20 protein-coding genes and 1 pseudogene are annotated in these 25754 nt (G+C 62.7%); 12 read left to right on the top strand and 9 right to left on the bottom strand.

Translation table 11 applies throughout. The features are described from left to right. Nucleotides 1-71 precede the first annotated feature (71 nt). The gene (locus tag FAA86_RS05895) at nucleotides 72-1268 is read left to right on the top strand and encodes a hypothetical protein (RefSeq protein WP_136538902.1); all 1197 of its coding nucleotides are present in this window, start codon (nucleotides 72-74) and stop codon (nucleotides 1266-1268) included. 57 nt (nucleotides 1269-1325) lie between these two features. Here FAA86_RS05895 and FAA86_RS05890 read toward each other — a convergent pair whose 3' ends face one another. The 4 genes from FAA86_RS05890 to FAA86_RS05875 all read right to left on the bottom strand — a co-directional run bounded on the left by FAA86_RS05890 (nucleotide 1326) and on the right by FAA86_RS05875 (nucleotide 7053). Next, entirely contained in the window at nucleotides 1326-3443 is a 2118-nt protein-coding gene (locus tag FAA86_RS05890; protein ID WP_167494903.1) for a methyl-accepting chemotaxis protein, read from the bottom strand. Between the two features lie 202 nt (nucleotides 3444-3645). Next, entirely contained in the window at nucleotides 3646-5436 is a 1791-nt protein-coding gene (aspS, locus tag FAA86_RS05885; protein WP_136538898.1) for an aspartate--tRNA ligase, read from the bottom strand. A 162-nt stretch (nucleotides 5437-5598) separates the two neighbouring features. Continuing rightward, entirely contained in the window at nucleotides 5599-6399 is an 801-nt protein-coding gene (locus FAA86_RS05880; RefSeq protein WP_136538896.1) for an endonuclease/exonuclease/phosphatase family protein, read from the bottom strand. A 51-nt stretch (nucleotides 6400-6450) separates the two neighbouring features. Further along, a complete protein-coding gene (locus FAA86_RS05875; RefSeq protein ID WP_136538894.1) occupies nucleotides 6451-7053 on the bottom strand; it encodes a TetR/AcrR family transcriptional regulator in 603 nt (200 codons plus the stop codon). A 100-nt stretch (nucleotides 7054-7153) separates the two neighbouring features. On the opposite strand from FAA86_RS05875, the gene FAA86_RS05870 reads away from it, so the two are divergent. From FAA86_RS05870 to FAA86_RS05820, 11 genes and pseudogenes are all read left to right on the top strand, one after another. Beyond that, nucleotides 7154-7585: an ABA4-like family protein gene (locus tag FAA86_RS05870; RefSeq protein ID WP_136538892.1), complete on the top strand. Its 432-nt coding sequence runs from the start codon at nucleotides 7154-7156 to the stop codon at nucleotides 7583-7585. Between the two features lie 3 nt (nucleotides 7586-7588). Continuing rightward, nucleotides 7589-8434: a hypothetical protein gene (locus FAA86_RS05865; RefSeq protein ID WP_136538890.1), complete on the top strand. Its 846-nt coding sequence runs from the start codon at nucleotides 7589-7591 to the stop codon at nucleotides 8432-8434. Nucleotides 8435-8562: 128 nt separating this feature from the next. After that, nucleotides 8563-9801: an MFS transporter gene (locus FAA86_RS05860; protein WP_136538888.1), complete on the top strand. Its 1239-nt coding sequence runs from the start codon at nucleotides 8563-8565 to the stop codon at nucleotides 9799-9801. A 100-nt stretch (nucleotides 9802-9901) separates the two neighbouring features. After that, a pseudogene (locus FAA86_RS05855) lies at nucleotides 9902-11309 on the top strand (multicopper oxidase family protein). 1 nt (nucleotide 11310) lies between these two features. After that, on the top strand, nucleotides 11311-12198 hold the full coding sequence (locus tag FAA86_RS05850; RefSeq protein ID WP_136538886.1) for an MBL fold metallo-hydrolase: 888 nt from the start codon (nucleotides 11311-11313) through the stop codon (nucleotides 12196-12198). Nucleotides 12199-12313: 115 nt separating this feature from the next. Further along, nucleotides 12314-13459 (top strand): ribonuclease D, encoded by a 1146-nt coding sequence (rnd, locus tag FAA86_RS05845; protein ID WP_136538884.1) that lies wholly within the window; start codon nucleotides 12314-12316, stop codon nucleotides 13457-13459. Nucleotides 13460-13462: 3 nt separating this feature from the next. After that, nucleotides 13463-13960, top strand: coding sequence for a GNAT family N-acetyltransferase (locus tag FAA86_RS05840; protein WP_136538882.1), 498 nt, complete (start codon nucleotides 13463-13465; stop codon nucleotides 13958-13960). A gap of 8 nt (nucleotides 13961-13968) precedes the next feature. Beyond that, the gene (locus FAA86_RS05835) at nucleotides 13969-14946 is read left to right on the top strand and encodes a small ribosomal subunit Rsm22 family protein (RefSeq protein WP_136538880.1); all 978 of its coding nucleotides are present in this window, start codon (nucleotides 13969-13971) and stop codon (nucleotides 14944-14946) included. Next, nucleotides 14943-15953 (top strand): DUF2891 domain-containing protein, encoded by a 1011-nt coding sequence (locus FAA86_RS05830; RefSeq protein ID WP_136538878.1) that lies wholly within the window; start codon nucleotides 14943-14945, stop codon nucleotides 15951-15953. Before FAA86_RS05835 ends, FAA86_RS05830 begins: the two co-directional genes overlap by 4 nt. After that, nucleotides 15953-17656 carry a cis-3-hydroxy-L-proline dehydratase gene (gene lhpI / locus FAA86_RS05825; RefSeq protein ID WP_136538875.1) on the top strand — a complete coding sequence of 568 codons (1704 nt, stop codon included), beginning with the start codon at nucleotides 15953-15955 and terminating at the stop codon, nucleotides 17654-17656. Before FAA86_RS05830 ends, lhpI begins: the two co-directional genes overlap by 1 nt. Before the next feature lie 90 nt (nucleotides 17657-17746). Then, on the top strand, nucleotides 17747-19105 hold the full coding sequence (locus FAA86_RS05820) for an esterase-like activity of phytase family protein (RefSeq protein ID WP_136538873.1): 1359 nt from the start codon (nucleotides 17747-17749) through the stop codon (nucleotides 19103-19105). Nucleotides 19106-19226: 121 nt separating this feature from the next. Here the strand turns inward: FAA86_RS05820 and FAA86_RS05815 are convergent, their stop codons facing one another. The 5 genes from FAA86_RS05815 to FAA86_RS05795 form a co-directional block, all read right to left on the bottom strand. Further along, complete coding sequence (locus FAA86_RS05815) at nucleotides 19227-19697, bottom strand: hypothetical protein (protein ID WP_136538871.1); 471 nt, start codon at nucleotides 19695-19697, stop codon at nucleotides 19227-19229. A gap of 168 nt (nucleotides 19698-19865) precedes the next feature. Next, entirely contained in the window at nucleotides 19866-21386 is a 1521-nt protein-coding gene (gene ppx / locus FAA86_RS05810; RefSeq protein WP_136538869.1) for an exopolyphosphatase, read from the bottom strand. 12 nt (nucleotides 21387-21398) lie between these two features. Next, nucleotides 21399-23591, bottom strand: a complete 2193-nt coding sequence (locus tag FAA86_RS05805; RefSeq protein WP_113459317.1) for an RNA degradosome polyphosphate kinase — start codon at nucleotides 23589-23591, stop codon at nucleotides 21399-21401. Nucleotides 23592-23652: 61 nt separating this feature from the next. Continuing rightward, complete coding sequence (hdaA, locus tag FAA86_RS05800) at nucleotides 23653-24366, bottom strand: DnaA regulatory inactivator HdaA (RefSeq protein WP_136538867.1); 714 nt, start codon at nucleotides 24364-24366, stop codon at nucleotides 23653-23655. Beyond that, a complete protein-coding gene (locus tag FAA86_RS05795) occupies nucleotides 24367-25521 on the bottom strand; it encodes an AI-2E family transporter (protein ID WP_113459315.1) in 1155 nt (384 codons plus the stop codon). Nucleotides 25522-25754: the final 233 nt, after the last annotated feature.

Genomic DNA, 25754 nt, shown 5'->3' with positions numbered 1-25754 from the left:
AATCCCACTTATAAATATTGCCGACCTTTTGGGCACGCTGCAGGCGGCCAACAGCAACAGAGGACCTCATCATGACCTTGTACCGTTCCACCCGAATTCTGCTCGCGGGCGCGGCGCTTTGCGCGTTCTCCGGCCCGGCGCTCGCGCTGGACGGACAGGATTTGTTGAAGAAGATCAATGCGGCTTTCGCAACGGGTGGCACCAGCATCACGGCCGACAATGTCGAAGTGGATGGCTCCAACGTCATCTTCAGGGGCCTGAAGCTCGGCGTGGACGGCGATGCAGCCGAAAAGCCGCTCGCGCTCGAAGAACTGACGCTGGAAGGCGTGACCGAGGAAGAAGGCGGCGCCTATTACATCGAACGCGTCGACTTCCCCGAGGTCAACGTCACCGAGGACAAGTCGAACTTCAAGGTCGAGGATCTCTATCTCTCGGGCGTCTATGTGCCGGGCGATGCGAATGCCGAGGGCATCGATTCGCTGATGTTCTACGAAGAAGCCCATAGCGGTCCGGTGGAAGTCACCGTTGACGGCAAGCCGGTCTTCTCGATGGCGGAAGCCGTCGGCACCATGGGCCTCTCCGAAGACGAGACTACCATCACCTTCGAGGGCTCCGTCACCGGCGTGAAGGCGGATCTCAGCACCGTCGAGGATCCGAAGGCCAAGGAACAGATCGAAGCACTCGGCCTCACCACGCTCGACGGCAACATGAACATGTCCGGCAGCTGGGAAGTCGAAAGCGGCACGATCGACATCGAAGACTATTCGATCGATTTCGCCAATGTCGGCAAGCTCTCGCTCGCCTTCTCGATGTCCGGCTACACGCTCGACCTGGTCAAGCAGATGCAGGAACAGGCCCGCATGATGCAGGCACAGCCGCAGAACGAGCAGGCCCAGCAGGCCGCCGGCCTTGCCATGCTCGGCCTCGTGCAGCAGCTGTCGCTGGTGGACGCGCAGATCCGCTTCGAAGATGCCGGCATCACCAAGCGCGGCCTCGACTTTGCCGGCAAGAGCAATGGTGCTGATGGCGCCCAGATGGCACAGATGGTCAAGGGCATGGTGCCGATCCTGCTCGCCCAGGCCAAGCTCGGCGCGATCCAGAACGAGATCTCGGCCGCCGTGAACACCTATATCGACGACCCGAAGGCGCTGACGATCGCCGCGGCACCGGCCAATCCGGTCGCCTTCCCGATGATCATGGGCGCTGCCATGGGGGCACCGGAAACCATTCCGGGCCTGATCGGCCTGAAGGTGACGGCGAACGACTAAGCCTAAATGAGCAAGACCGCTCTTTAGGCGGTCTTGCTCTTTGCAAAAAGCCGAAATTCAAGCAGCGCGGTGCTCTTCAGTCCCAAGGTGGGGCCGGACAGCCTCTCTAGAAGTGGACAACCGGAATCTGCCGAGGAGAGCACGCAAGCGGGATGCCTGATCTTCAAGACCGGCAACAGCCATCTGGTTGCGCTCCACAAGAGCAGAGTTCTGCTGGGTCGTCTGATCCATGCCTGCGACGGCATGATTCACGTTGCTGATCCCGGCACTCTGGTCACTTGCGGACGACGCGATGCTTTCCATGTACTGCTGGATCGCTTGAACCTCCCGCTCAATCTCGACCAGAGCCGAGCCGGTTTCGCGCACAAAATGCGCTCCACCAGCAACTTCCTTGCCGGATCGGTCAACGAGGCTTTTGATCTCCTTCGCCGCGTTGGCCGAGCGCTGCGCCAATTCGCGAACTTCATGCGCCACGACCGCAAACCCCTTGCCTGCTTCTCCCGCTCGGGCAGCCTCAACGCCGGCATTCAATGCCAGCAGGTTGGTCTGGAACGCAATCTCATCGATCACCCCGATGATGCTACCAATGCTCCGGGATGATTCTTCGATCCGGGCCATCGCTTCGACTGCGTCGATCACCAGACTGCCCGTTTTGTCCATGCTTGCGCTGACTGTTCGCACCGCGTCTCGTGCATCATTGCTCAGTCGGGCAGATTGCTGGACGTTCTGAGCAATCTGGTCGAGCGCCGCGGAAGTCTCTTCGAGGGTGGCCGCCTGCCTCATGCTGCGCTCTGCGAGCTGCATCGCCTCCACATTGATCGCCCGGCTGCCGGTATCGATAGCCTGGCTGACGGAATCAATCCCGCCCATCAATTCCCGCAGACCTGCAACGGTGCGATTAAGGTCGGACCTCAAGCCCTCGAACTCGGCGGAGAACACCTCGTCAAGCTGAACTGTCAGATCGCCAGCGGCCAGGCGGCGCAGCCCTTCAGCCAGTCCGGCAGTGGCTTGTTCGAGGCGCTCTCTGGCGTGGATCTCCGCTTCCTCTTGCAAGCGGATGCGCTCGGCCGCCGCTTCTGTACGCGCCTGCTCAGCCTCCCGCTCCAGTTGCAAGCGCTCGATTGCCGAACGACGAAACACCTCGATGGCACGCACCATGGCACCGATCTCGTTTGGCTGGTCGAGATAGGCGACCGAATAGGCGGTGTCGCCCTCTGCGAGTTTCCGCATGGCATCCGTGATCGACTTTACCGGGCGGCTGATCGAGCGCCCAACCAGCCAGACTGTGAACAGGATCAATGTGGCCACACCTGCCACGGTGATGATGGCAACCTCCTGGTTTGCGGCCCGAACCGTTTCGCTCTCCACCTGTGCTTTGGTGAGGGCGTCATTTATCGACGCGACCAGCGACTGCAATCCTTGCTCGACATCGGCACCGGCGCTCGTCAGAGACTGGCGCGCCTCCACCACCTTCAGGCTTCCCTCGGCGAAAAGGCGGAAAGCGATCACATACATATCGAGCGCCTCGGTTACCTTCATCCTCTGCGGTCCCGGAGGATAGGTCTTCTTCAGATGCGCCTTGAAGTTTGGCAGTTCGCTTTGAAACGCGTCGAGCGTCGCTGCCTGCTGCCAGAGCATGAAATCCTTCTCGTGCTTTCTCAGGGTCAGCATGCTCGCTCTGAGTTCGGCATTTTCGACATCGAGTGTGAGCTTCTCGACCTTGTCGACGGCTGACTGCATTGCGCCTCTCATCCCCGTAACCGGGGTAAAGCCAAGCTGCTCGGTGGCCGCGAAGAGCACCTCGAACGCATCGGCGTAAGAGTTCATCCGATCTTTGAGCTCGTCATTTCCAGACAGTCCCCTGTCGGCAAGAGATTGCCCAAGGGACCCAAGAGCCTCGGACGCTTCCAAAATGGCTTGTCGAAACGGAGCTGCTGCCTCTGCAGACGGTTGCGCCAGAAAACGTTCCGCGGAGATTGCGGCGCGCTGTATCTGGGTATCGATGATATCGACGGAGCGGCGAAAATCCTGGTACTGCGCTTCGTCAGCCCTGAAAGCCTTGTCTGCCTGGATCTGTGCATAGGAAAGAATTGCCATCACAGTCACGCCGACAAGGGCCAAAAGCCCCAGTACGAAGACGCAGTGTGTAATGCCGAAACGCAGGATAAACTTCATAACACATCCGGTGGGTTTGCATCTTTGCATCGTTGATGCCGCGCGGCCGTTAACAAGACCTGAACCGAGGATGACAGTTTGACGAAATGAAGCCCCTCTCCCCAACCTTGGGGGTGACTTTCAGGCACAGTGCAAACAAGGCATGAAAAAAGGCGCCGCTGGGAAGCGGCGCCTATTTTAATCTCGCGCTTGGAGACCGGTATCAGTCCTTCTTCGGCTGCGGCACGACGCGCAGTGCCAGTTCGCGCAGCTGCGTCGGGGTGGCCGGCGACGGGGCGTTCATCAGCAAGTCCTGGGCCTGCTGGTTCATCGGGAAGAGCGAGATCTCGCGCAGATTCTTGGCGCCGACCAAGAGCATGACCACGCGGTCGATGCCGAAGGCGCAGCCGCCATGCGGGGGCGCGCCGTACTGGAAGGCGCGGTACATGCCGCCGAAGCGTTCTTCGACGTCATCCTTCGACAGGCCGACCAGTTCGAACGCCTTGACCATCAGTTCCGGCGACTGGTTACGGATCGAGCCCGAGGCGATTTCGAAGCCGTTGCAGACCGCGTCATACTGATAGGCCTTGAGCGACAGCGGATCCTGCGTTTCCAGCGCCTCCAGGCCGCCCTGCGGCATCGAGAAGGGGTTGTGGGCGAAGTCGATCTTCTTTTCGTCCTCGTTGTATTCGTAGAACGGGAAGTCGACGATCCAGCACATTTCGAAACGGTCGCGATCGACGAGGTTCAGCTCCTCGCCGGCGCGGGTGCGGGCTTCACCGGCAAACTTGTAGAACTTGGCCGGGTCGCCTGCGACGAAGAAGCAGGCATCGCCCGGCTCGAGACCGAGCTGGGTTCGGATCGCTTCGGTGCGCTCTTCGCCGATGTTCTTGGCAAGCGGGCCGGAGCCGGCGATCTTGCCGTCCTCTTCCTTCCAGAAGATATAGCCGAGGCCCGGCTGGCCGGTCGATTGCGCCCAGGCGTTCATGCGGTCGCAGAAGGCGCGCGAGCCACCGGTCTTGGCGGGGATCGCCCAGACTTCGACCTTCGGGTTCGAGGCGATCATGTTGGCGAAGACCTTGAAGCCTGAATCGCGGAAGTGATCGGTGACGCCCTCCATGACGATCGGGTTGCGCAGGTCGGGCTTATCGGAACCATATTTGCGGATCGCGACGTCATAGGGGATGCGCGGCCATTCCTTGGTGACCGGCTTGCCTTCCGCGAACTGCTCGAAGACCGAGGTCATCATCGGCTCCATCGTCTGCCAGATGTCTTCCTGGGTGACGAAGCTCATTTCGACGTCGAGCTGATAGAATTCGCCCGGCAGACGGTCAGCGCGCGGGTCTTCATCACGGAAGCAGGGCGCGATCTGGAAGTAGCGGTCGAAACCGGCGACCATCAACAGCTGCTTGTACTGCTGCGGCGCCTGGGGCAGCGCGAAGAACTTGCCTTCATGGATGCGGCTCGGCACCAGGAAGTCGCGCGCACCTTCCGGCGAAGAGGCCGTCAGGATCGGGGTCGTGTATTCGGCAAAACCGGCAGCGGCCATGCCGGTGCGCATCGCGGAGATGATCTGCGTGCGCTTGACGATGTTCTTGTGCAGCGTGTCGCGGCGCAGATCGAGGAAGCGGTACTTCAGACGCACGTCTTCCGGATAGTCAGGCTCGCCGAAGACCGGCAGCGGCAATTCCTTGGCGGCCGAAAGGACTTCGATCTCCTGAGCGTAAAGCTCGATCTCGCCGGTCGGCATGTTCTTGTTGACGGTGTCATCCGTGCGGGCCTTGACCAGGCCGTCGATGCGGATGACCCATTCGCCACGCACGGTTTCGGCCGCCTTGAAGGCCGGGCTATCCGGATCGGCCACGACCTGGGTGATGCCGTAATGGTCGCGCAGGTCGATGAACAGCACGCCGCCATGGTCACGAACGCGATGGACCCAGCCCGAGAGACGAACGGTCGATCCGACGTCGGACTTGCGAAGAGCGGCACAGGTGTGGCTGCGGTAACGATGCATGATCAGGTATCCCGAATGTGACGGTCGAAAAGGCGCTGTCAGAGGAGGCGCGCGACCGATAGAAAATCGGGCGGAAAAGCGCATGGTGTGGCTGATTTGTCAAGGCTGGAGGCGATGAGGGCTTCCACTCCGGATTCGTTTGACCGGATCAAGGTGGCGTCGTCAGATCGTCAACACCAGCGGGCAGTGGTCCGACACCTCCGGGTCGCTGACCACCGAGAAGTCGAGAACCGTCAACTTCTTGTTGATCAGCATGTAATCTGCAAATCTGCCCGGCTTGACGTAATGGGATGTGCGAGTGCTTTGGAATCCCCTGGTGGTCACGAGCTCGAAAAGGCCGAGGTCGGCGAGGATCGTGAAAGTCTCACTATCCGGCTCGACGTTGAAATCGCCACAGACGATCAACCCATCTTCCGGCTCAACAACGCGACTTACAAGCTCGGTCAACCGTCTGGCCTGCTGCCTCCGCTCTAGGCTGTCGTGCTTCCCCTCGGGATCTCGGAGGCCATGCATGTGGGCCACACAGAGATAACGTCGCCGATCAAAGTCATAAACCCTGACGACATGGGCGTTTCTAGATCTTGGGTGGTCTCCGAAACTGTCGGGCGAGAATGTCTTGTGTACGAACCCTTGCGCTTGCGAGACGATCGGAAGAGATCGGTGGACGAAGGTTGCCAGACCCCACTGGGAGGGGACGGGACGCTGGTCATCCCAAAGCGCCCCCTGAGCCGCCGGACAAAAGATGGCCGCATGATCCGGAAGCGCATCTGCGATATCTCGGAAGAAATTCGCACGCTGGGGTAAGATGTGGTCTCCATCTCGATAGACCAGCCACTCGCTTGTCGAAGTTGGACTGTACGTGACCTCCTGCAGGCACAAGACATCAGGACATGCCGTCTTGACGTAAGCGACTAGGTCCTCGTGCAGTTTCCCGCCCCAGCCATTGAGGCTCATGATCTTCATCCCGCTAACATCATTATGAGCACGCTCTAAAGCCATTTGCACTCAGCCCCCTCACCCCGGCAACAACACACTCGCGAGATCCAGCGGCGCCGCGAAAGGCTCTTCGCCAGTTCCGCCCTCCTGCTGCAGTTTGCCGTCGATCATCAGATGGGCATGGCCGTGGATCTGGGACCAGACGAGCTGTTCGACGGCCGCCCTGCCCTCCGGCGTGTCGCGGTTCAGGCGTTTCGCCACCGGCAGCGAGATTTCCTCGAGCACGGCATGAGCCGCGTTTGCCGGGGGGCCCAGCGCCGGGTCGTCCCAGTCGAGGCGGTTGGCGGTGAACATCAGGCGGAAGAGATGCGGGCGGGACCTCGCAAAGGCGAGATAGCCGCGGGCGGCGGCACGCAGCTGTTCTGCCGGGTCGTCCGCAGCTTGCGCCATCGCAGAGCGCATCGAGACGGCGAAGAGACCGAAACCCTCCACCGCAAAGGCGGTCATCAGGTGTCGCATGGTCGGGAAATGATGTTCGGGGGCCGCATGGGAGACGCCGACGCGGGCGGCGAGCTTGCGCAGCGTCAGGCCCTCCAGCCCCTGCTCCTCGAGCATGGCCAGACCGTTCTCGATCAGGGCCTGGCGAAGGTCGCCGTGGTGATAGGATTTCTGTCTTGCCATGCCCCTTCATAGCCGCTCGAAAACCTGCCGTCAAAATCAATCTTGACATTGCCAAGTTTTGCCTCATCCTGATCTTGTCACCGTCAAGATGGAGATCGAGATGTCCGCCGCCACCGTGTTTTCACTCGCCAGCGGCACCGCCATGGCGGGCTGGCTGCTGCTGATCCTCGCGCCGCGGTGGGGCGCGCTGATCGCCCTCATCCGCTTTGCCCTCATCGGGGCGCTGTCGCTGACCTATGCCGTACTGGTCTTCGTCTATTTCTTCCGCGTCGAGGGCGGCGGCTTCGGATCGATTGCCGAGGTGCGCGCGCTCTTCATGAGCGATCCGGTGCTGGTGGCGGGCTGGGTGCACTACCTCGCCTTCGATCTCTTCATCGGCACCTGGATCGCCGTCGAGGCCGACAAGCGCGGCTGGAACCGGCTGCTGCAGGCCCCGATCCTCGTCGCCACCTTCATGTTCGGCCCTCTTGGCCTCCTGCTTTTCTACATCACCCGCGCGACGGACGCGTCACTCACCGCCCGAAAGGTCTGACCCATGACCATGCTTTTCAACGACAGCGTTTCACTGGCACCGGCGCGGGACTTCGCCGTCACCGAAGCGAAGACCCGCCGCCTGCTGATCGTCGGCATCGGCTTGCAGCTGGCGCTCGCCCTTCCGAGCCTGCTCGCCCTCTTCATCGACGAGCGCGTGCTCAACGACATCAGCGTCTGGGTGAAGCCGCTGAAGTTCCAGGCTTCGCTGCCCCTTATGCTGGTCACGCTGCTTCTGCTGCTGCCGCTCATCGAGCTGCGGATGCGGGCCGGGCGCGGCGTCTGGCTGGCGAGCCTCGTCGCCGTCATCACGGCGAGCGGCGAGATTCTCTACATCACGCTGCAGGCGGCGCGCGGTCGTGCCTCGCATTTCAACGACTCGACACCCTTCGAGGCGACGGCCTATAGTGTGATGGGTGCAGGCGCGGCTCTGCTTGTTCTCTCAAGCCTGGTGATCGGGCTCTATATCCTGCGGCGTCCAAGTCCGGACGCGCCGGCCGGCCTGCGCCTCGGTGCCGGCTGGGGTCTCGTGCTCGGCAGCGTGGCGACCCTCATCACGGCCTTTGCCCTCGGCAGCGGCGAGATCGGCGGCCCCGGCCACTGGGTCGGCGGCGCCAGAACGGATCTCGGCGGCTTGCCGCTCGTCGGCTGGTCGCGCACGGGCGGCGATCTGCGCGTGCCGCATTTCTTCGCCACCCATATCATGCAGGCGCTGCCCCTCCTCGGCCTTGCCTTCGACCGCGTAGCACCCCGCTTCGCCAGGTCCGGCATCGCGTTCGGCGCCGTGCTCTCAATTGCCGTCGTGATCGCCACCTTCGTGCAGGCTGTCCAGGGGCAGCCCTTCCTCTGACGGGCAAATCCGGGCGGATGGCGAGGGCCCGCGATTTTGGCCTGTCGCCATTGGCCAAACAGGTCTAGGAATTCTGACCCGACACGGCACCGACTCACCGACCCCTCGCCGTGGCCTGCAGGCCCATCATGCATGATATCCGCCCTCTCATTCCCCTGCTCATCACCGCCGGCATCCTGATCGGCGGCAACGGATTGCAGGGGACGTTCATTTCGCTGCGCGGCATCGAGGAAGGCTTCAGTACCTCCGTCATCGGCATGGTCGGCACCGGCTATTTCATCGGCTTCGTGATCGGCTGCGTCTATGTCACAAAGATCATGCGGGCGATCGGGCATATCCGGACCTTCTCGGCGCTCGCGGCCATCGCCTCCGCCGCCTCGATCATGATGGTGCTGGTGATCGACCCGATCTCCTGGTTCCTGATGCGCCTTGTGCAGGGCATCTGTTTTGCCGGGCTTTTCGCCGTGGTCGAGAGTTGGCTCAACGCCCGCGTCACCAATGCCACCCGGGCGCGCACGCTTTCCGTCTATCGGTTCGTCGATCTCGGATCGGTGACGGCGGCGCAATACATGATCCCGCTCTTCGGCGTCTCCGGCTTCGATCTCTTCGCCATCATCGCCATGGCGCTTTCGCTGTCGCTCGTGCCGATCTCCTTTGCCGACAAGTCGAGCCCGGCGCCACCGAAGGACGTGAAGTTCGACATCAAGGTTCTGTGGTCCGTTTCGCCGCTCGCGACCGTCGGCTGCATCGTGATCGGGCTCACCAATTCCAGCTTCCGCTCGCTCGGCCCGATCTATGCGGATGGCATCGGCATGTCGGTCACCGCGATCGCCACCTTCATGAGCATCGGCATCTTCGCCGGCATCGTGCTGCAATATCCGCTCGGCCATTACTCGGACAAGCTGGACCGCCGCGTCATCATCCTCATCTCGACGATCGGCGCCTTGCTCGCCGCGCTTTACCTCGCCTTCCTGGCCGGTGACGGGGAACTGGCCAATTTCATCGGCATCTTCGTCTTCGGCGCCTTTGCCCTGCCGCTCTATTCGCTGTGCTCGGCCCATGCCAACGACCATGCGGCACCGGGTCAACATGCGCTGGTCTCGGCCGGCACGCTGTTTTTCTGGTCGATCGGCGCGGTTGTCGGGCCCCTCTTTGCGTCCTTCCTGATGGATGCCTTCGGGCCGCATGCGCTGTTTGCCTATGTGATCGTCGTGCTCACCTTCTTTGCCGCCTATACGCTTGCCCGCATCCGGGCCCGCGACGCGGTGCCGACCGAAAAGCGGCGCATGCGGTTCCGCAGCCTGCTGCGCACCTCGACCTTCTTCAGCAAGCTCGCCACACCGCCCAACGAGAAGGATGGCGGCTGAGATGATCATCGTCAGGCCTGCGACAGCATGGCCCGATGATGCTATTGCTGATCGGCCATCTCAACTTTAAAAAACGGGCGGATCAGCGAGAGTTTCGACCGTGCCCCAAATCTCCAGACGCACCCTCCTCAAATCCGCCGCCGTGCTCGGCGCCTATGGCGCGGGTCTTGCCGTGATGCCGCGGATCAGCCAGGCGCTTGCAGCCTCTGACCCGCTGGAAATCGAGGCGCTCACCGGCGACGTGGTGCTTGATGGAAAACAGGCAACGCGCGGCGTGATGCGCTATGCGCTCAACGGCCAGACGTCTGGCGATCCCTCCCCGCCGATCCTGCGCGCCAGACGCGGAGAGGCTTTCAAGGCGCGCCTCACCAACCGGCTGGACGAGCCGACGACGATCCACTGGCATGGCATCCGCCTGCCGAACGATCAGGACGGCGTGCCCTTCGTCACCCAGCCTTACGTCTGTACCGGCGACCGCTTCGATTATGCCTTCTCGCCGCCGGATGCCGGGACCTTCTGGTACCACCCGCATTGCAACACGCTGACCCAGATGGGGCGCGGGCTTGCCGGCGTGCTGGTGGTGGAAGACGACCGTGATCCGGTGTTCGATGGCGAGGTCGTGCTGAATCTGAGGGATTTCCGGCTTGGCGGCGACAGCCAGTTCATCGAGCAGTTCAAGCCACGCGATGCGGCAAAGACCGGCACCTTCGGAACGCTGCGCACCGCTAACTGGCAGACGGAGCCGCGCTATGACGTTCCGGCCGGTGGCCTCGTGCGTGTCCGTATTCTCGCGGCCGACGTGACGCGGATCTATAATCTCAAGCTCGCAGGCGCCGAGGCGCAGATCATCGCGATCGACGGGCATCCGGTGCCGGAGCGCATGGTGCTCGACATGGCCGTCATCTCGCCGGGGCAGCGACTGGATCTTGCCGTCCGCGTCGCCGACAGCGAAGGTGCGGAGATGGTGCTGGAGGATGTGAGGCCCTCGACGGCGAAGGTGGTGGCGCGGCTCAGGGCGGTGGGGTCATCGCTCCAACGCAATCTCGGTGATCTCGGCCCGCTCGCCGAAAACGCCGGCGTTGACGCGGATCTATCCAACGCAACCGAAATCCCGCTGCTGCTCAGCGCCACGGCCGAAAGTGCAGCGCGCGATTCGATCTGCGGGTCGCTTGGCTATTCCTTCTGGGCGATCAACAAGGTGCCCTATCCCGGCGACGCCTGATCCGACGGCGCCGATTGCGGACTTGAAGCTCGGCCGGACCTATCTGCTCAACGTGGAAAATGTCACGCCGCATGCGCATCCGATCCATCTGCATGGCATGAACTTCAAGGCCATCTCTTCGAACAAGCGAGAGGTCCAACCGCTCGTCTCGGATACCTACCTTGTGCTGCCGGATGAAAAGGTCCAGCTTGCGCTGGTGGCCGACAACCCGGGCGACTGGGTCTTCCATTGCCACATCATAGAACACCAGAAGACCGGGATGACCGGCTATTTCCGAGTGACATGACATGAGCCTTGCCGGGACAATGCGCATCCACGAGCCCTATCCAGGGGTCTTTGCCTATTATGACGGGCGGATCGAAGGAAAGCGCTTGCACTCGGCTAGGCCGAACTGGCTCGACGATGGCGCCTACAGTCTCGGTGTTGCGAGCTATGCGATCGTCTCCGGCCCGGAGGCGCTGGTTTACGACACGCATATCTCCTTCGACCATGCCCGGGCGATCCGCAGCCATCTTGCCGGCCTCGGCGTCACCCGCATCCGGGTCGTGCTCAGCCACTGGCACACCGATCATATCGCCGGCAATGCCGGCTTCATCGACTGCCCCATCCTGTCGAACAAGTTGACGCGCAACACGCTGATCGAGAAGCGCAAGGTGCTTGCCGAAAAGGATCCGCCGATCAACCCGGTCGTCATGCCGACCGAGACCTTCGAGGGCGAGACGGTGCTGGAGGTGGGCGCCATCACGGTGAAGCTGATGCAGTTCGACATCCACAGTGCCGATGGCACCGTTCTGCTGCTGCCCCATCTTGGCGTTCTGCTCGCCGGTGACACGCTGGAAGACACCGCCACCTATATCTCCGAACCTGAACGCACCGCACGGCACATCGCCGAGCTTGATCGGCTGGCGGGGCTCGAGTTTGCCCGCATCCTGCCCAATCACGGCGACGAGCAGGTCATCGCATCAGGCGGCTATCCACCGTCGCTGGTGACGGCGACACGCGACTATCTCGACCGACTGCTTGCCCGTCTCGACGATCCGGCTCTTGCGGAGGAAAGTCTCCAAAGCTTCATTGCGCCCGAGCTCGCCGCGGGAACGCTAACCTATTTCGCGCCCTACGAGGCGGTCCACAAACAGAATATCGCCGTGCTCAAGGGCGCGCCGACAGACGAATAAGGGGAGATCGGGCCTACGGAGCCCGCTCTTGCCGGCTTTCCGGGCCGTTCATATTGACAAGGAAGGCCAGAAGGGAAACTAAGGTTGATCCTGTAGTTTCCATGACCGAGCCGAAATGATCGATACCACTGCCGCGCTTGAGGAGGCTTGCCGCCTCCTCGCCCAATCCGATTTCATCACGATCGACACGGAATTTCTCCGCGAAACGACCTTCTGGCCGGAACTCTGCCTCATCCAGATGGCGAGCCCGGAGCATGAGTATATCGTCGATCCCATGGCCAAGGGCCTGGACCTGAAGCCCTTCTTCGAGCTGATGGCCAATCCGGCCGTCACCAAGGTGTTCCATGCGGCCCGCCAGGACATCGAAATCATCTTCCACCTCGGCGATCTGATCCCGCATCCGATCTTCGATACGCAGGTCGCGGCCATGGTCTGCGGCTTCGGCGACTCGGTCTCCTATGACCAGCTCGTGCAGAAGGTGAAGAACGTCCATATCGACAAGACCTCGCGCTTCACCGACTGGAGCCGCCGTCCCCTGTCGGAGAAGCAGCTCGATTATGCGCTGGCCGATGTCACCCATCTCCGCGACGTTTATCTCAAGCTGAAAGGCCAGCTGGAGGCCGAAGGCCGGGCGGAATGGCTGACCGAAGAGATGGCCATCCTAGAATCCCGCGAAACCTATGACCTGCCGCCGGAACAGGCCTGGCAGCGGCTGAAGATGCGGCTGCGCAAGCCGACGGAACTTGCCGTCATGCAATATGTCGCCGCCTGGCGGGAGCGCGAGGCACGCTCGCGCAACGTGCCGCGTTCGCGTGTGCTGAAAGACGACGCCATTTACGAGATTGCCCAGCAGCAGCCGAAGGACACCGAAGCGCTTGGTCGTCTGCGCACCATCCCCAAGGGCTGGGAACGGTCGAGCTCCGGTGCGGCGATCCTCGAACAGGTGAACGCCGCGCTCGCGCTGCCGAAGTCGGAAATGCCGCATCTGCAGCGCCACACCCATGCGCCCGAGGGTACGCAGTCCGCAGTCGAGCTCCTGAAGGTGCTGCTGCGGCTCACCTCTGAGAAGCACGGCGTTGCCTCCAAGGTGATCGCCAACAGTGACGATCTGGAGAAGATCGCGGCCGAAGGCGAGAAGGCCGAAGTGGCGGCGCTGCAGGGTTGGCGCAAGGAGCTGTTCGGCGATCTGGCGCTGAAGCTCATCTCCGGCGGCGTCGGCCTGCGCTTCGTCGACAAGCGCGTCGAAGCGGTGGAGTTCTGATCCGTGCCGGCGCTTGTCCTGCGCCGTGCGACGGAGGCCGATATCCCCTTCATCATGGAGACCGAGCGCAAGCCGGGCTATGACCAGTTCATCGGCCGCTATGGCGTCGAGGAACATCTGGCGCAGCTGGCCAATCCGGCTTTCGCCTATCTGATCGGTGAAGATTCCGAAGGCACCCCGCTCGGCTTCGTCATTCTGATGGATCTCAACCGGCGCGACGGCAATGCCTGCGTCAAGCGCATCGCGGTCGCCAGCCCGGAAAAGGGCATGGGCACGCCGCTGCTCACCGGTGCCGTCGATTTCGCCTTTCTCGAAACCAACGCCCATCGCCTCTGGCTCGACGTGGTTAGCGGCAATTTGAGAGCGCAAACCGTCTATCGCAAGGTCGGCTTCATTCAGGAGGGCGTGCTGCGCGAGGCAGCGCTGATGCCGGATGGCAGCCGGTCGGATTTCTTTCTGATGTCCATCCTCCGCCCCGAATGGGCGGCACGGCGCGGCTGAGGGAAAGAATGGAACTCCCCGCTCCTCTTCGCTCCGCCGTCGACCAGATGCTTCAGGGCGAGCCGCTCGAAAAGCTCGCCAGGGCGAGCGCGATCCTGTCCGATCGCTATCGTCGCGAGGTGCGTGACGGGCGGTTTCATATCGATGATGCGCTGGCCGCCAAGGCCTATCTCGCGACACGCCTGCCCGCCACCTTTGCGGCGGTCCGCGCAGCGCTCGCCATGGTCGAGGATGCGGCACCGAATTTCCAGCCTCAGACGCTGATCGATCTCGGCTGCGGTCCCGGCACTGCACTCTGGGCGGCCGCCGATACCTGGGGCAGCCTGGCATCGGCCGAGATGGTGGAAGCGAGTGGCGCAATCCGCAGCGTCGGCGAAAAACTCGCCGCCTCCGGCAGCGTGAAGAACCACTGGCAGGCGGGTGACGTGACGGGGAAGATCCCGGCGCTCGCTGCGGCTGACCTCGTAACGCTCGCTTATGTCCTGGACGAATTGCCGCCGACGACCATCGCAGCCGTCACGGAAAAGCTTTGGGATCTGACCAAGGGCATGCTCGTCATCATCGAGCCCGGCACACCGGCCGGCTGGCAGCGCATTCTCACAGTTAGAGATAAGCTCCGATCCCTCGGCGCCCATCTTGTCGCTCCCTGCATGCATGCGGAAGACTGTCCGATCGTGGCACCGGACTGGTGCCACTTCTCGAGGCGCGTGGCGCGCTCACGCGTGCACCGGATGGCCAAGGGGGCGGAAGTGCCGTGGGAAGACGAGAAATACATCTTCATCGCCGCTTCGCGCGAGCCTGTCACGATCAGCGGCGACCGGGTGCTGGCTCCGCCGCGCGTCAATGGCGGTGTCGGGCGGGTGAAGCTCTGTCGCACCGATGGCACGGCTGCCGAACTGACGCTCAGCAAACGCGACGGCGAGGCCTTCAAGGAGATCCGCCGGGCTGACTGGGGCGACCGGCTGGACTTAGGAGATAAGGGATGACTTCGCGGCTGACATCCGAGCTTGCCTCCCGCCTTGCTACGATCGCGCTCGGGCATGTCACCCGCGAATATCCCAATCACATCCTCCATGGGCTCGAAGGGCCTGAAGACGCGAAGACGCCATCCGAGCTTCATCCAGTGTTCTTCGGCAGTTACGACTGGCATTCCTGCGTACACGGCTACTGGATGCTGGCGCGGCTGCTGCGGCTCCACCCCGAGATGCCCGAGGCGCAGGCGATCCGAGATCTCTTCGCCACGATGCTGGTGCCCGACAGGATCGCTGGCGAATGTGCCTATTTCGACCGGCCGATGGCGCGCGGTTACGAGCGCCCTTATGGCTGGGGCTGGTTGCTGAAGCTTGCCGCCGAATTGCACGGCCACGAGGTTCCAGCCTGGGGCGCTGCGCTGTCTCCGCTGACGGAGCGGATCGTCCAACGCTTCCGCGACTTCCTGCCGCTGGCCACCTATCCGGTGCGGGTGGGCACGCACTACAACACCGCCTTCGCGCTGAGGCTCGCCGCCGACTATACCGAGACCGTCGGAGACGGCACCTTCTTCGAACTGCTGCGCGCGACGGCTCTGCGCTGGTACGGCTCCGACACCGCCTGCCCCGCCTGGGGCGAGCCCTCGGGGGACGACTTCCTGTCGCCGGCTCTGATCGAGGCGGAATGCATGCGCCGACTCCTGCCCGCCACCGAGTTCGCCCGCTGGTTCGATGCCTTCCTGCCAGACATCGCAACCGGTGAGCCGCGCACGCTGTTTGCGCCCGCCTCCGTTTCCGATCGCTCGGACGGCAAGATCGCCCATCTCGATGGCCTGAGCCTTAGCCGCGCCTGGTGCTGGTCTTCGCTCGCCAGCACCCTGCCCGACACGGACCCACGCCGACCTGTGATGATCAAGGCCGCGCATGGGCATCTTAAAGCCGGGATCGCGCATGTGGCGGGCGACTATATGGGCGAACACTGGCTGGCGAGTTTTGCGGTTCTGGCACTGACGGAAACGGAATAATGAGCAGCCTCACTGACACCGTCGACATCACGGGCCGCGTGCTCGTCTCAGGCTCCGCCGAGGGCGAGGTGCTGTTCACCGATACCGCGCTCAGCTTCTGGGGCGGTGCGGACGCCGTGACCGGCGAGATCATCGACCGGCATCACCCGTTGAGCGGCGAGCGGTTGACCGGCCGCGTGCTCGCCCTGCCCACCAGCCGCGGCTCCTGCACCGGCAGCGGCGTGATCCTCGAACTGATCCTTAACGGACAAGGTCCCGCGGCGATCGTGCTCGAACATCCCGAGGCGATCATCACGCTCGGCGTCATCGTCGCGGAGGAAGTATTCGGGCAGTCCATTCCGGTGATTGCGGTCGGCAAAGAGCAATTTGCTGCATTGAAGACAGCGAGGCATATCCGGATCAGCGACGGCGTTGCTGGCATGGGTGCGGAGATCGCGCTCACGGATCGGGACCAGGCCATTCTCGCAGGCGAGCGGGGCGAAGCGGCAGCGGTCGCCATGCGGATCGTGCTCCGGATGGCGGCGCTTGAGGGCGCGAGAGAACTCATCGACATCACCCGCGCCCATATAGACGGCTGCATCTACACCGGTCCCGGTGGCCTCGCCTTTGCCGAGAAGCTGCGCGATCTGGGCGGCCGCGTCGTTGTACCGACGACGCTGAACGCGATTTCGGTCGATCATCGCCGCTGGCAGGTGCAGGGTGTTGCGGAAGCGCTTGGGCGTTCGGCGGCCGCTGTGGCCGATGCCTATGTGGCGATGGGCGCCCAACCTACCTTCACCTGCGCGCCCTATCTGCTCGATGACCGGCCCGCGCGCGACGAGCAGATCGTCTGGGCGGAATCGAATGCCGTCGTCTATGCCAACAGCGTGCTTGGCGCGCGCACGATGAAATATCCTGACTATCTCGACATCGCGATCGCGCTGACCGGCCGGGCACCCAAGGCAGGCTGCCATCTGCCGGAAGAGCGCTTGCCCCAGATCCGCGTCACCGTGCCGCCGCTTGAGGACGTGGATGACAGTCTCTGGCCACTTCTCGGTTATCTGATCGGGACCGTCTCGCCGGATGCCATTCCGCTCGTCGAGGGGGTGTCCCAACATCTACCGGACACGGACGCTCTCAAGGCGTTCGGGGCAGCGTTTGCCACCACCTCGGCGGCACCGATGTTTCATATCGCTGACGTCACGCCGGAAGCGCAGAGCCCGGGTGCATTCGCCGCACTGGATCTGTCGACAATTTCACTCACTCATGACGACCTTCAGCGAGCCTGGCGCGAGCTGAACGGCGCAGGTGCCGGTCCGGTACAGCTTGTTTCACTCGGCAATCCGCATTTTTCCGCGACGGAACTGGCAGCACTAGCCGATCTCTGTCGCGGCAAGAGACGGCATGCGAGCGTGCCGCTCGTCGTCACTTGCGGCCGGGCGGAGATGGTCAAAGCCGAGGCCGCAGGCGACCTTGAGGCTCTCGCAGATTTCGGCGTCACGCTCGTCAACGACACCTGCTGGTGCATGGTGACCGAGCCGATCATTCCCGTCGAGGCAGAGGTCATCATGACCAATTCCGGCAAATACGCCCATTACGGTCCCGGCCTCACCGGGCGCACCATGCGTTTTGGCAGCCTTGCCGCCTGTGTGGACGCCGCCGTCACCGGCGAGGATCGCGGCACCTTGCCGGCATGGCTCGCGGCGGCTGTGGGTAACCGCTGACGTCACCGAAACTTCACCTGATCGCAATCGGTGCGACATGAAGCCTGCTTATGGACTGCGGCGTTTCCTCCCTTCCAACAAGGTGACGCTATGACCAAAGCCCTTTTGACTTCCGCCGCCCTCTTCGTTCTCTTCGTCTCCCAGGCCTCGGCCGAGGAGAAGGTCTTCCCGTCCAAGCTCGTCAGTCACGCGATCCTGCCGGCCAACACCATTATCGCCGCCCCTGCGGATGCACCCGCCTATCTCAAGACCTCCGGCAAGTTCACGACGGCGGATCGCAAGCGCGCCGACGCGCTCGGCAGCGTGCCCGGCAAGGACGGCGTACGCCTGACCGGCCTTTCGCTTCCCTTCGATGGTCAGCCGCTGCAGGGCTTCTCCGGCATCAAGGCCATGGAAGACGGCAGCTTCTGGAGCCTTTCCGACAACGGCTTCGGCTCGAAGATCAACTCGACCGACGCCATGCTGATGCTGCACCACCTGACCTTCGACTGGGATGCCGGCACCGTGAATGTCGAAAAGACGCTCTTCCTCTCTGATCCGGACAAGAAGGCCCCCTTCCCGATCGCCATGGAAGGCTCTGATAAGCGTTACCTCACCGGCGCCGATTTCGACGTTGAATCCATCCAGCCGGTGGCTGACGGCTTCTGGGTCGGCGAAGAGCTCGGCCCCTACATGCTGAAGTTCTCGACCGAGGGCATGCTGACGGATGTCATCGCCACCAAGGCCGGTGAAACCGAGGTGAAGTCGCCCGACAATCCGACGCTCGTCGTTCCGGCCAATCCGGCCGCCAAGATGCCCGTCTTCAACCTCAAGCGCTCCGGCGGCTATGAGGGCCTCGCCATGTCGAAGGACGGCACGAAGCTCTACGGCCTGCTTGAAGGTCCGCTTTATCTCGAAGACGGCTCTGTCGAAAAGGCCGATGGCCTGACCGCACTGCGCATCATCGAACTCGATGCCGCCTCCAAGGCCTGGACGGGCAAGACCTGGCTCTATCCGCTGTCGGAAGGCGGCGAGGCGATCGGCGATTTCAACATGATCGACGAAACGACGGCCCTGGTCATCGAGCGTGATAATGGTGCGGGTGTCGTTGAAAAGGCCTGTGCCGATCCGAAGGCTCCGGCTGCCGACTGCTTCGCCGTTCCGGCCAAGCACAAGCGCATCTACAAGATCGAGATGACGGACGAGAATGCCGGCAAGGCCGTGCGCAAGATCGGCTATATCGATCTGATGAAGATCGAAGACCCCGATAACAAGAAGCGCCAGGGCGGCGGCGAAGGCTTCTACGACATGCCTTTCGTGACCATCGAGAATGTCGATGTGGTCGATCCGACCCACATCATCGTCGGCAACGACAACAACCTGCCCTTCTCGGCCGGTCGTGCGCTGGACAAGGCCGACGACAACGAGTTCGTTCTGCTCGAAGTCGGCGACTTCCTCGCCGCGAAGTAAGCGGCAGTCATTCGTGCCTGGGTCGGGCGGCAGGCGTCGCCCGATCCGGTCGCATCACGTCAAGGCGCGGGGCCAGTGGCCCCGCGCCTCTGTTGTTTAGGCAGACAGAGCAAACCGGCCTTCAAGTAGGCTTGGCGCAGGCCGCCTCAATCGGGCCCATGGCGTCCGCCGCCCCGGCCAGAGGATAAACGAAGGTCTTTTCCCCGAGCGTGAAGCGCAATTCGCTGCCCTGCTTCAACATCCGCGCAATCGGCACGTCGAAAGCTGGCTTGGCCTCCAGGAATGTGACCTCCATGTCCTCGATGAACAGGATGTCCGCCTCGAGCGCCAGCTGCTCCGTCGATGGTGGCGCGGTTAGCGTCAGTGGAACCGTCCCTGCCTTCGGCTCGAAGTTCGGGTCCATGGCCAGAGTGACGAAGAAGTCGCGGGCCGGCAGCTCGCATCGGAAGGCAATCGGCGCGTCGTCGCTCTGCGGCACACCATAGATCAGCGTGGCAATGTTCTCCTGCCGATCGCCGATCCACTTGCGGGCATCCTCCGCCGACACCCAAGCTGCCGTGGCCAGGAGTGCCGACACAGCCACAGCGGTCACGGAGACCACCTCGCGCGCCAGACGATTGCGACCTCTGCCAAGCCTGCCGAACACCATATCGCTACCACCCCGGAGTTGGACCACAGCACGGCGTAAGTCGTCAGAACCGCGCCCAAGGCGCGGTTCCGATCAAAGGATTATCGATATCCTGGCTGCGGGCAATCCCGGTTATTCGTAGAGGAAGGCAAGCCGCTTGCCGGTCAGCTTCGACAGCTGGGTCAGGCGGCCGTCGAGCCGTTCCCCTGAGAATTCCTCATAGGCCTTGGGCACCACGAATTCGAGGTCGAGCTCCGGATTGTCCGAACGCCGGAACGTCAGGTTGTTCACCACACCGGGCATGGAGGCCGAGAAGAGGTAGACGACACGCAGCATGCCGCCGACGAGCTTGGCGCGGTCGAGCAGACGCTCGGTGGCAATGGCCGCCAACGGCCCGGTCTGGCCGTCGTCGTGCAGGCCTTCGAAGCGATAATAGTTGGTGAGCGCGATGAAGGCGCGGCCCGGATGGGTGATGCCGACGAAGGAAGAGTGGGCAATCACGTTCAGCGCCTGCAGGCCGCGATAATCGGGATGGGCGCGCCAGCTGATGTCGGCGAGCAGGCATGCCGCCTGGCGATAGCGGCTTTCCTCTTCCGTTTCTTCGATATCAAAGAACGGCATCATTCGGCCGGTCCAGTCGGCGAGCTCGCGCGCATGTTCGGGCGAGCGCGCACGCAGGATCGCCAGTTCATCAGCAGCTTCGATCAGCGGATCGAGTGCCTGCTCTTCGTCCAGAAGCTGCGAATAGAGATAGCCTTCACGGACACCCTGGGCGGAGAAACAGACGCTCTTCGGCTGCATGACCTCGATCACTTCGCGCATGGCAACGGCGCCAAAGGGAATGAGGTTGCGGCGGCTCTTGGAGATCGTCGACCAGGCCGGGTCGCGAGCATTGGCGCCTGAGATGATCTCTTCCAGGAAGAAGGCGATCTCGTCATAGGGCAGTTCATACCCCTGCATCATGTGCAGCGGGTATTTGCGGATTTCCATGTGCAGCTTGGCGATGTTGCGCCAGGTGCCACCGACGGCATAGAAGGTGCGGCCCTGCCCCTTCTTGAGCAGTTCCGCATCGCCGATGAGCTTCTTCGCCAGCGCGCGGCCCTTGGGGAGTGAGCCCGCGACCGTCTCGGAGAGGCGCAGGCCACCGAGCGGCAGCGTGATGCCCTTGCCAAAGCTCTTGCCCTTGATATCGATGAGTTCGAGCGAGCCGCCGCCGAGGTCGCCTGCGATGCCGTCGGCATCGTGAAAGCCGCTGACGACGCCGAGTGCCGAGAACTTCGCTTCTTCCTCACCCGTCAGGACAAGGATCTCGTGGCCGAGGATCTCTTCGGCCCGCGCGATGAAGTCTGGCCCGTTCGACGCTTCGCGCGCCGCGGCGGTCGCGAGCACGAACATGCGCGTGGCCTTGGCCTGGTTGGACAGCGCGCGGAAGCGGCGCAAGGCGGCCAGAGCGCGCTCGACGCCATCCTCGTCCATACGGCCGGTCGTCGCAACGCCCCTGCCGAGGCCGCAGAGAACCTTCTCGTTGAAGAGAACCGTCGGTGCGCGGGACAGGCCCTCATAGATCACCAGACGGATCGAGTTGGAGCCGATGTCGACAACGGAGACAGGGGCGATACCGGGAAGGCGCCCCTGCGCTTCAGATCTTGTCATGAGGTACCAGTGTTATCTTTTCCTGCCGGAAATGAGGCCGGCGATCAGTTTCGGTGCGCTCGATTTCAATGCTTCTCCGCGACCCGACAGGCTCGGATTGGTCATGAAATACTGCTGCGCGTTGAAAGGTTCCTCACCCTGCCGCACTTCAATGCGGCGAGACGTGCCGTCGGGCAATATCTCGTAGCTCTGCTGGTTGTCAATCAGGTTGCCCAGCATGATCTGGGACAGGACCTGCTCATGCACCGTCGGGTTGATCAGCGGCACCAATGTCTCGACGCGCCGGTCGAGATTGCGCGGCATCATGTCGGCCGAGCCGATGTAGACAAGTGCCTTTTCGGACGGCAGTCCGTGGCCATTGCCGAAGCAGAAGATGCGGCTGTGCTCCAGGAAGCGGCCGACGATCGACTTGACGCGGATGTTGTCCGACAGACCAGGCACCTGCGGACGCAGGCAGCAGATGCCGCGAATGACGAGATCCACCTCGACGCCCGCGCCACTCGCCTCGTAAAGCGCGTCGATGATCTCGGGGTCGACCAGCGAATTCATCTTCATCCAGATTGCGGCCGGGCGGCCGGCCTTGGCGTGTTCAATCTCTTCGCGGACGTGCTTCAGGATGCGCGGGCGCAGCGTGTAGGGCGAAACCGCGAGCTTCATGCCCTCTTCCGGCTCGCCATAGCCGGTGATGAAGTTGAAGACATTCGCCATGTCATGGGCGATCTTCGGGTTGCACGTGAAGAAGGACAGGTCCGTATAGATCTTCGCCGTGACCGGATGGTAGTTGCCGGTGCCGAGATGGCAGTAGGTCCTGAGCTTGCCGTCTTCGCGGCGCACGACCATCGACATCTTGGCGTGGGTCTTGAGCTCGATGAAGCCGAAAACGACCTGCACACCGGCGCGCTCGAGGTCGCGGGCCCAGCGAATGTTTGCCTCTTCGTCGAAGCGCGCCTTGAGTTCGACAAGCGCCGTGACCGACTTGCCCATTTCCGCAGCATCGATCAGAGCGCGGACGATCGGGCTGTCGTTCGAGGTGCGGTAGAGCGTCTGCTTGATGGCGAGAACGTCGGGATCGCGCGCGGCCTGCAGCAGGAACTGCACCACGACGTCGAAGCTCTCATAGGGGTGGTGAACCACCATGTCCTTTTCACGGATAGCGGCCAGGCAGTCGCCCGCATGCTCACGCACGCGCTCGGGGAAGCGGGCATTGTAGGGCTCGAAGCGCAGATCATCGCGCGGGGCCTTGGTGATTTCAGAAATGGTGTTGAGCGCAAGCAGCCCCGGCAAGACCGCGACGCGGTTATCCGGCACGCCGAGTTCATGCACCACGAACTGGCGCAGGCCGACCGGCATCTCGCTGTCCACCTCGATGCGGATCACCGAGCCGCGGCGACGGCGCTTCAGGGCGGTCTCGAAGAAGCGCACGAGGTCTTCGGCCTCTTCTTCGACTTCAATATCGCTGTCGCGGATGATGCGGAACGTACCGTAGCCCTTGACCTCATATCCCGGATAGAGCCGGTTGATGAAAAGGCCGACCACGTCTTCCAGCGTGATGTAGCGGATCGTCACCCCTTCGTCCGGCAGGCGGATAAAGCGATCGAGCGTCGGCGGCAGGCGCAAGAGCGCCGTCATAGGTTCACCGTTGCGGCTCGAGCAGAGCTGCAGGCCCATGGAAAAGCCGAGGTTCGGGATGAAGGGGAACGGGTGAGCCGGATCGATCGAGAGCGGCGTGAGGACCGGGAAGATCGATTCCTGGAACGCGGTTTCGAGCCAGGTCCGGTCCTCGTCCGAAAGGGCGGCCGGGCGGACGATGAGGATTTCTTCCTGGGCCAGATACTGTTGCAGGACGGCGAGCGACGCCTGCTGCTCCATTTGCAGATTGTCGATTTCCTTCAGGATGTCGTCGAGCTGCTCGCCCGGCGTCTTGCCGTCGGGGCTCTTGATCGCGATGCCCTGGCGCACCTGGCCTTCGAGACCAGCCACGCGCACCATGAAGAACTCATCCAGGTTCGCGGCCGAGATCGACAGGAAGCGCACGCGCTCCAGCAGCGGGTGGGCAGTATTGAGGGTTTCCTCAAGGACGCGGCGATTGAACTGCAGCCAGGAAAATTCGCGGTTGATGAAGCGCAGCGGGCTGGTCAGCAGGTCTTCGGCGGGTGCTGCCTCCGCGCCGCTGTCGCTGCCCGTGCCTTGTACTGCGCTGTCCATGATTCGCCCTCTGGTTATCGTTGGTGCCGATTATAACAGTTTAACGACAGATCTGTGACGACTACTCGCTGATGTCTGCCGCCTCCAGCATTTCGAGAACCTCTGCAGCCAGGCTTCGGCTGATCTTGGCGCGGCGTGCCAGCGCCAGCTTGTCCATGCGATCGACCACCACCTGGGCGGCCGAGAATGAACGCTCCATGCGGCTGACGATATAGCCGACGATCTTGTCATCGATGTAAAGCTGGCGGTCGGCGAAGAGCTTGGTGATCAGGTGACCGAGAAGCTCTTCGTCGGGCGCACCGATCTCCACGACGGTCGCAGCCTTCAGGCGGGAGTTGAGATCCGGCAGTGCCACGTTCCAGGACGGTGGGAAGCTGCGCGACGTGATGAGAAGCGTCGTGCCGTGCTGGCGCACGGCATTGATGACGTGGAAGAGTTCGACCTCATCGAAACCGTTGCGATCGGCATCCTCGAACAGAACCGGACCGGCTGCGGCGGCCTGCGACGCGCCCTTGCCCGGCTGAAGCGCAATGTCGGTTGCGCCGCTGGTGTCCCTGAAGATTTGCGCAAGATGGGATTTTCCCGAGCCCTCCGGCCCTGTCAGGATCACCACGGGGGATGGCCAGTCCGGCCAGGCGTCGACGATCGACACGGCAGCGGCCATGCGTTCGGAGACCAAGAGGTCGTCGCGACCGGTCGCAGCGCCGTGTTCGAAGGCAAGTGGCAATTGTTCGGCGGTGCCGCGTTTTTCGGCAGCCATCTTGGCGTCAGTCATTCATGCCTCGGGCACGTCTTTAGAGCTTGGGGGTGCGATCTCGCCGACGGGCTGGTGAGGCGGCGCAATGACGACCGAGGTTCCGTAGTAGAGATCGCTCTCAAGATACCGCGAGATGGCGAAACGAACAAGGACGCCGACCGCAGCGGCCGCGGGCACGGCCACAAGGACGCCGACGAAGCCGAACAGCGCGCCGAAGGCAAAGAGGGCAAACATCAGCCAGACCGGATGCAGGCCGACGCTTTTGCCCACCAGTTTCGGCTGCAGGATGTTGCCCTCGATGAACTGACCGAGGAAGAAGATGCCGGCGATGACGCCGATCCAGATGAAGTCCGGCCAGAACTGTACCAGCGCCACGCCGAGCGACAGCAGCAGGCCGACGGTGGAGCCGACATAGGGGATGAAACTGATCATGCCGGTGAAGAAGCCGATCAGCAGGCCGAAATTGAGGCCGGCGGCCGAGAGCGCCACGGCGTAGAAGATGCCGAGGATCAGGCAGAGAGAGCCCTGTCCGCGCACGAAGCCGGCGATCGTATTGTCGAGTTCGGTCGCCAGCTGACGCACGGTTGCGACCTGGGCACGCGGCACCCAGCTGTCGACCTTCTCGATCATGCGGTCCCAGTCGAGCAGCAGGTAGAAGGCCACGACCGGCGTCACGACGAGCAGCGAGGCGATGTCGAGGAGTGCCTTGCCGGAGTTCCAGATCTGCTCGACGAGAGTGCCGAGGAAGCCGACGCCTTCGCTGAGATAGCGGGAGAAGTTCTCCCGGATCGTGCCCATCTGGCTGTCGACCCAATCCGGCAGCCAGGAGGCGTTCGAGGTCGCGATGAAGGTCTGCAGCTGCGTGACATAGCCGGGCACGCGCTGAATGAATTCGTTGAGCTGGCTGGCGAGGACCGGGATGATGATCATCAGCGACAGCACGAAGACGACCACGAAGGAGATAAGGATCACCACCGTCGCCATCAATCGGCTGAGGCCGATGCGCTCCAGCCGGTCGGCGACCGGGTCGAGAAAATAGGCGAGCGCCATGCCGGCAATGAAGGGCAGCAGGATCGACGAGAAGAGCATCAGGAAGGCGACGAAGAACGCCAGCGTCACCAGCCAGAAGAAGACCTGGCGGCGAAGGCCGATAGCACTGATGTTGCGAGCCATATCCGTCTCCGTTCAGAACCTTGTTGTCCGCTTTGGGCGGCGCGGGCGTTTCCCGCATGCTGCGGTGCCGCAGTAGGAGATAGGTTACCGGCAAAGCCTTGGTCAAGAACTGGCACCTCGCGGATGGCGACAAGAGACGATCTCGGCCTAGAATGGCCGGGAAATCGTGCACTTCCCCGGCTCGCTGCTTGCATCCGAAGCCTCTTCATGCCATGGCCAGCCGAAATTCTCGC

Source organism: Rhizobium rosettiformans W3 (genome assembly GCF_004912135.1).
Classification (GTDB): Bacteria; Pseudomonadota; Alphaproteobacteria; order Rhizobiales; family Rhizobiaceae; genus Allorhizobium; species Allorhizobium rosettiformans.
Note: the sequence above shows the minus strand (reverse complement) of the source record. Positions and strands in the feature narration are given on the sequence as shown.

Bases quoted from the DNA above. Each gene is read 5' to 3' on its own strand.
- FAA86_RS05895 (WP_136538902.1), top strand. From the start codon at position 72: ATGACCTTGTACCGTTCCACCCGAATTCTGCTCGCGGGCGCGGCGCTT.
- FAA86_RS05890 (WP_167494903.1), bottom strand. From the start codon at position 3,443: ATGAAGTTTATCCTGCGTTTCGGCATTACACACTGCGTCTTCGTACTG.
- aspS (WP_136538898.1), bottom strand. From the start codon at position 5,436: ATGCATCGTTACCGCAGCCACACCTGTGCCGCTCTTCGCAAGTCCGAC.
- FAA86_RS05880 (WP_136538896.1), bottom strand. From the start codon at position 6,399: ATGAAGATCATGAGCCTCAATGGCTGGGGCGGGAAACTGCACGAGGAC.
- FAA86_RS05875 (WP_136538894.1), bottom strand. From the start codon at position 7,053: ATGGCAAGACAGAAATCCTATCACCACGGCGACCTTCGCCAGGCCCTG.
- FAA86_RS05870 (WP_136538892.1), top strand. From the start codon at position 7,154: ATGTCCGCCGCCACCGTGTTTTCACTCGCCAGCGGCACCGCCATGGCG.
- FAA86_RS05865 (WP_136538890.1), top strand. From the start codon at position 7,589: ATGACCATGCTTTTCAACGACAGCGTTTCACTGGCACCGGCGCGGGAC.
- FAA86_RS05860 (WP_136538888.1), top strand. From the start codon at position 8,563: ATGCATGATATCCGCCCTCTCATTCCCCTGCTCATCACCGCCGGCATC.
- FAA86_RS05850 (WP_136538886.1), top strand. From the start codon at position 11,311: ATGAGCCTTGCCGGGACAATGCGCATCCACGAGCCCTATCCAGGGGTC.
- rnd (WP_136538884.1), top strand. From the start codon at position 12,314: ATGATCGATACCACTGCCGCGCTTGAGGAGGCTTGCCGCCTCCTCGCC.
- FAA86_RS05835 (WP_136538880.1), top strand. From the start codon at position 13,969: ATGGAACTCCCCGCTCCTCTTCGCTCCGCCGTCGACCAGATGCTTCAG.
- FAA86_RS05830 (WP_136538878.1), top strand. From the start codon at position 14,943: ATGACTTCGCGGCTGACATCCGAGCTTGCCTCCCGCCTTGCTACGATC.
- lhpI (WP_136538875.1), top strand. From the start codon at position 15,953: ATGAGCAGCCTCACTGACACCGTCGACATCACGGGCCGCGTGCTCGTC.
- FAA86_RS05820 (WP_136538873.1), top strand. From the start codon at position 17,747: ATGACCAAAGCCCTTTTGACTTCCGCCGCCCTCTTCGTTCTCTTCGTC.
- ppx (WP_136538869.1), bottom strand. From the start codon at position 21,386: ATGACAAGATCTGAAGCGCAGGGGCGCCTTCCCGGTATCGCCCCTGTC.
- FAA86_RS05805 (WP_113459317.1), bottom strand. From the start codon at position 23,591: ATGGACAGCGCAGTACAAGGCACGGGCAGCGACAGCGGCGCGGAGGCA.
- hdaA (WP_136538867.1), bottom strand. From the start codon at position 24,366: ATGACTGACGCCAAGATGGCTGCCGAAAAACGCGGCACCGCCGAACAA.
- FAA86_RS05795 (WP_113459315.1), bottom strand. From the start codon at position 25,521: ATGGCTCGCAACATCAGTGCTATCGGCCTTCGCCGCCAGGTCTTCTTC.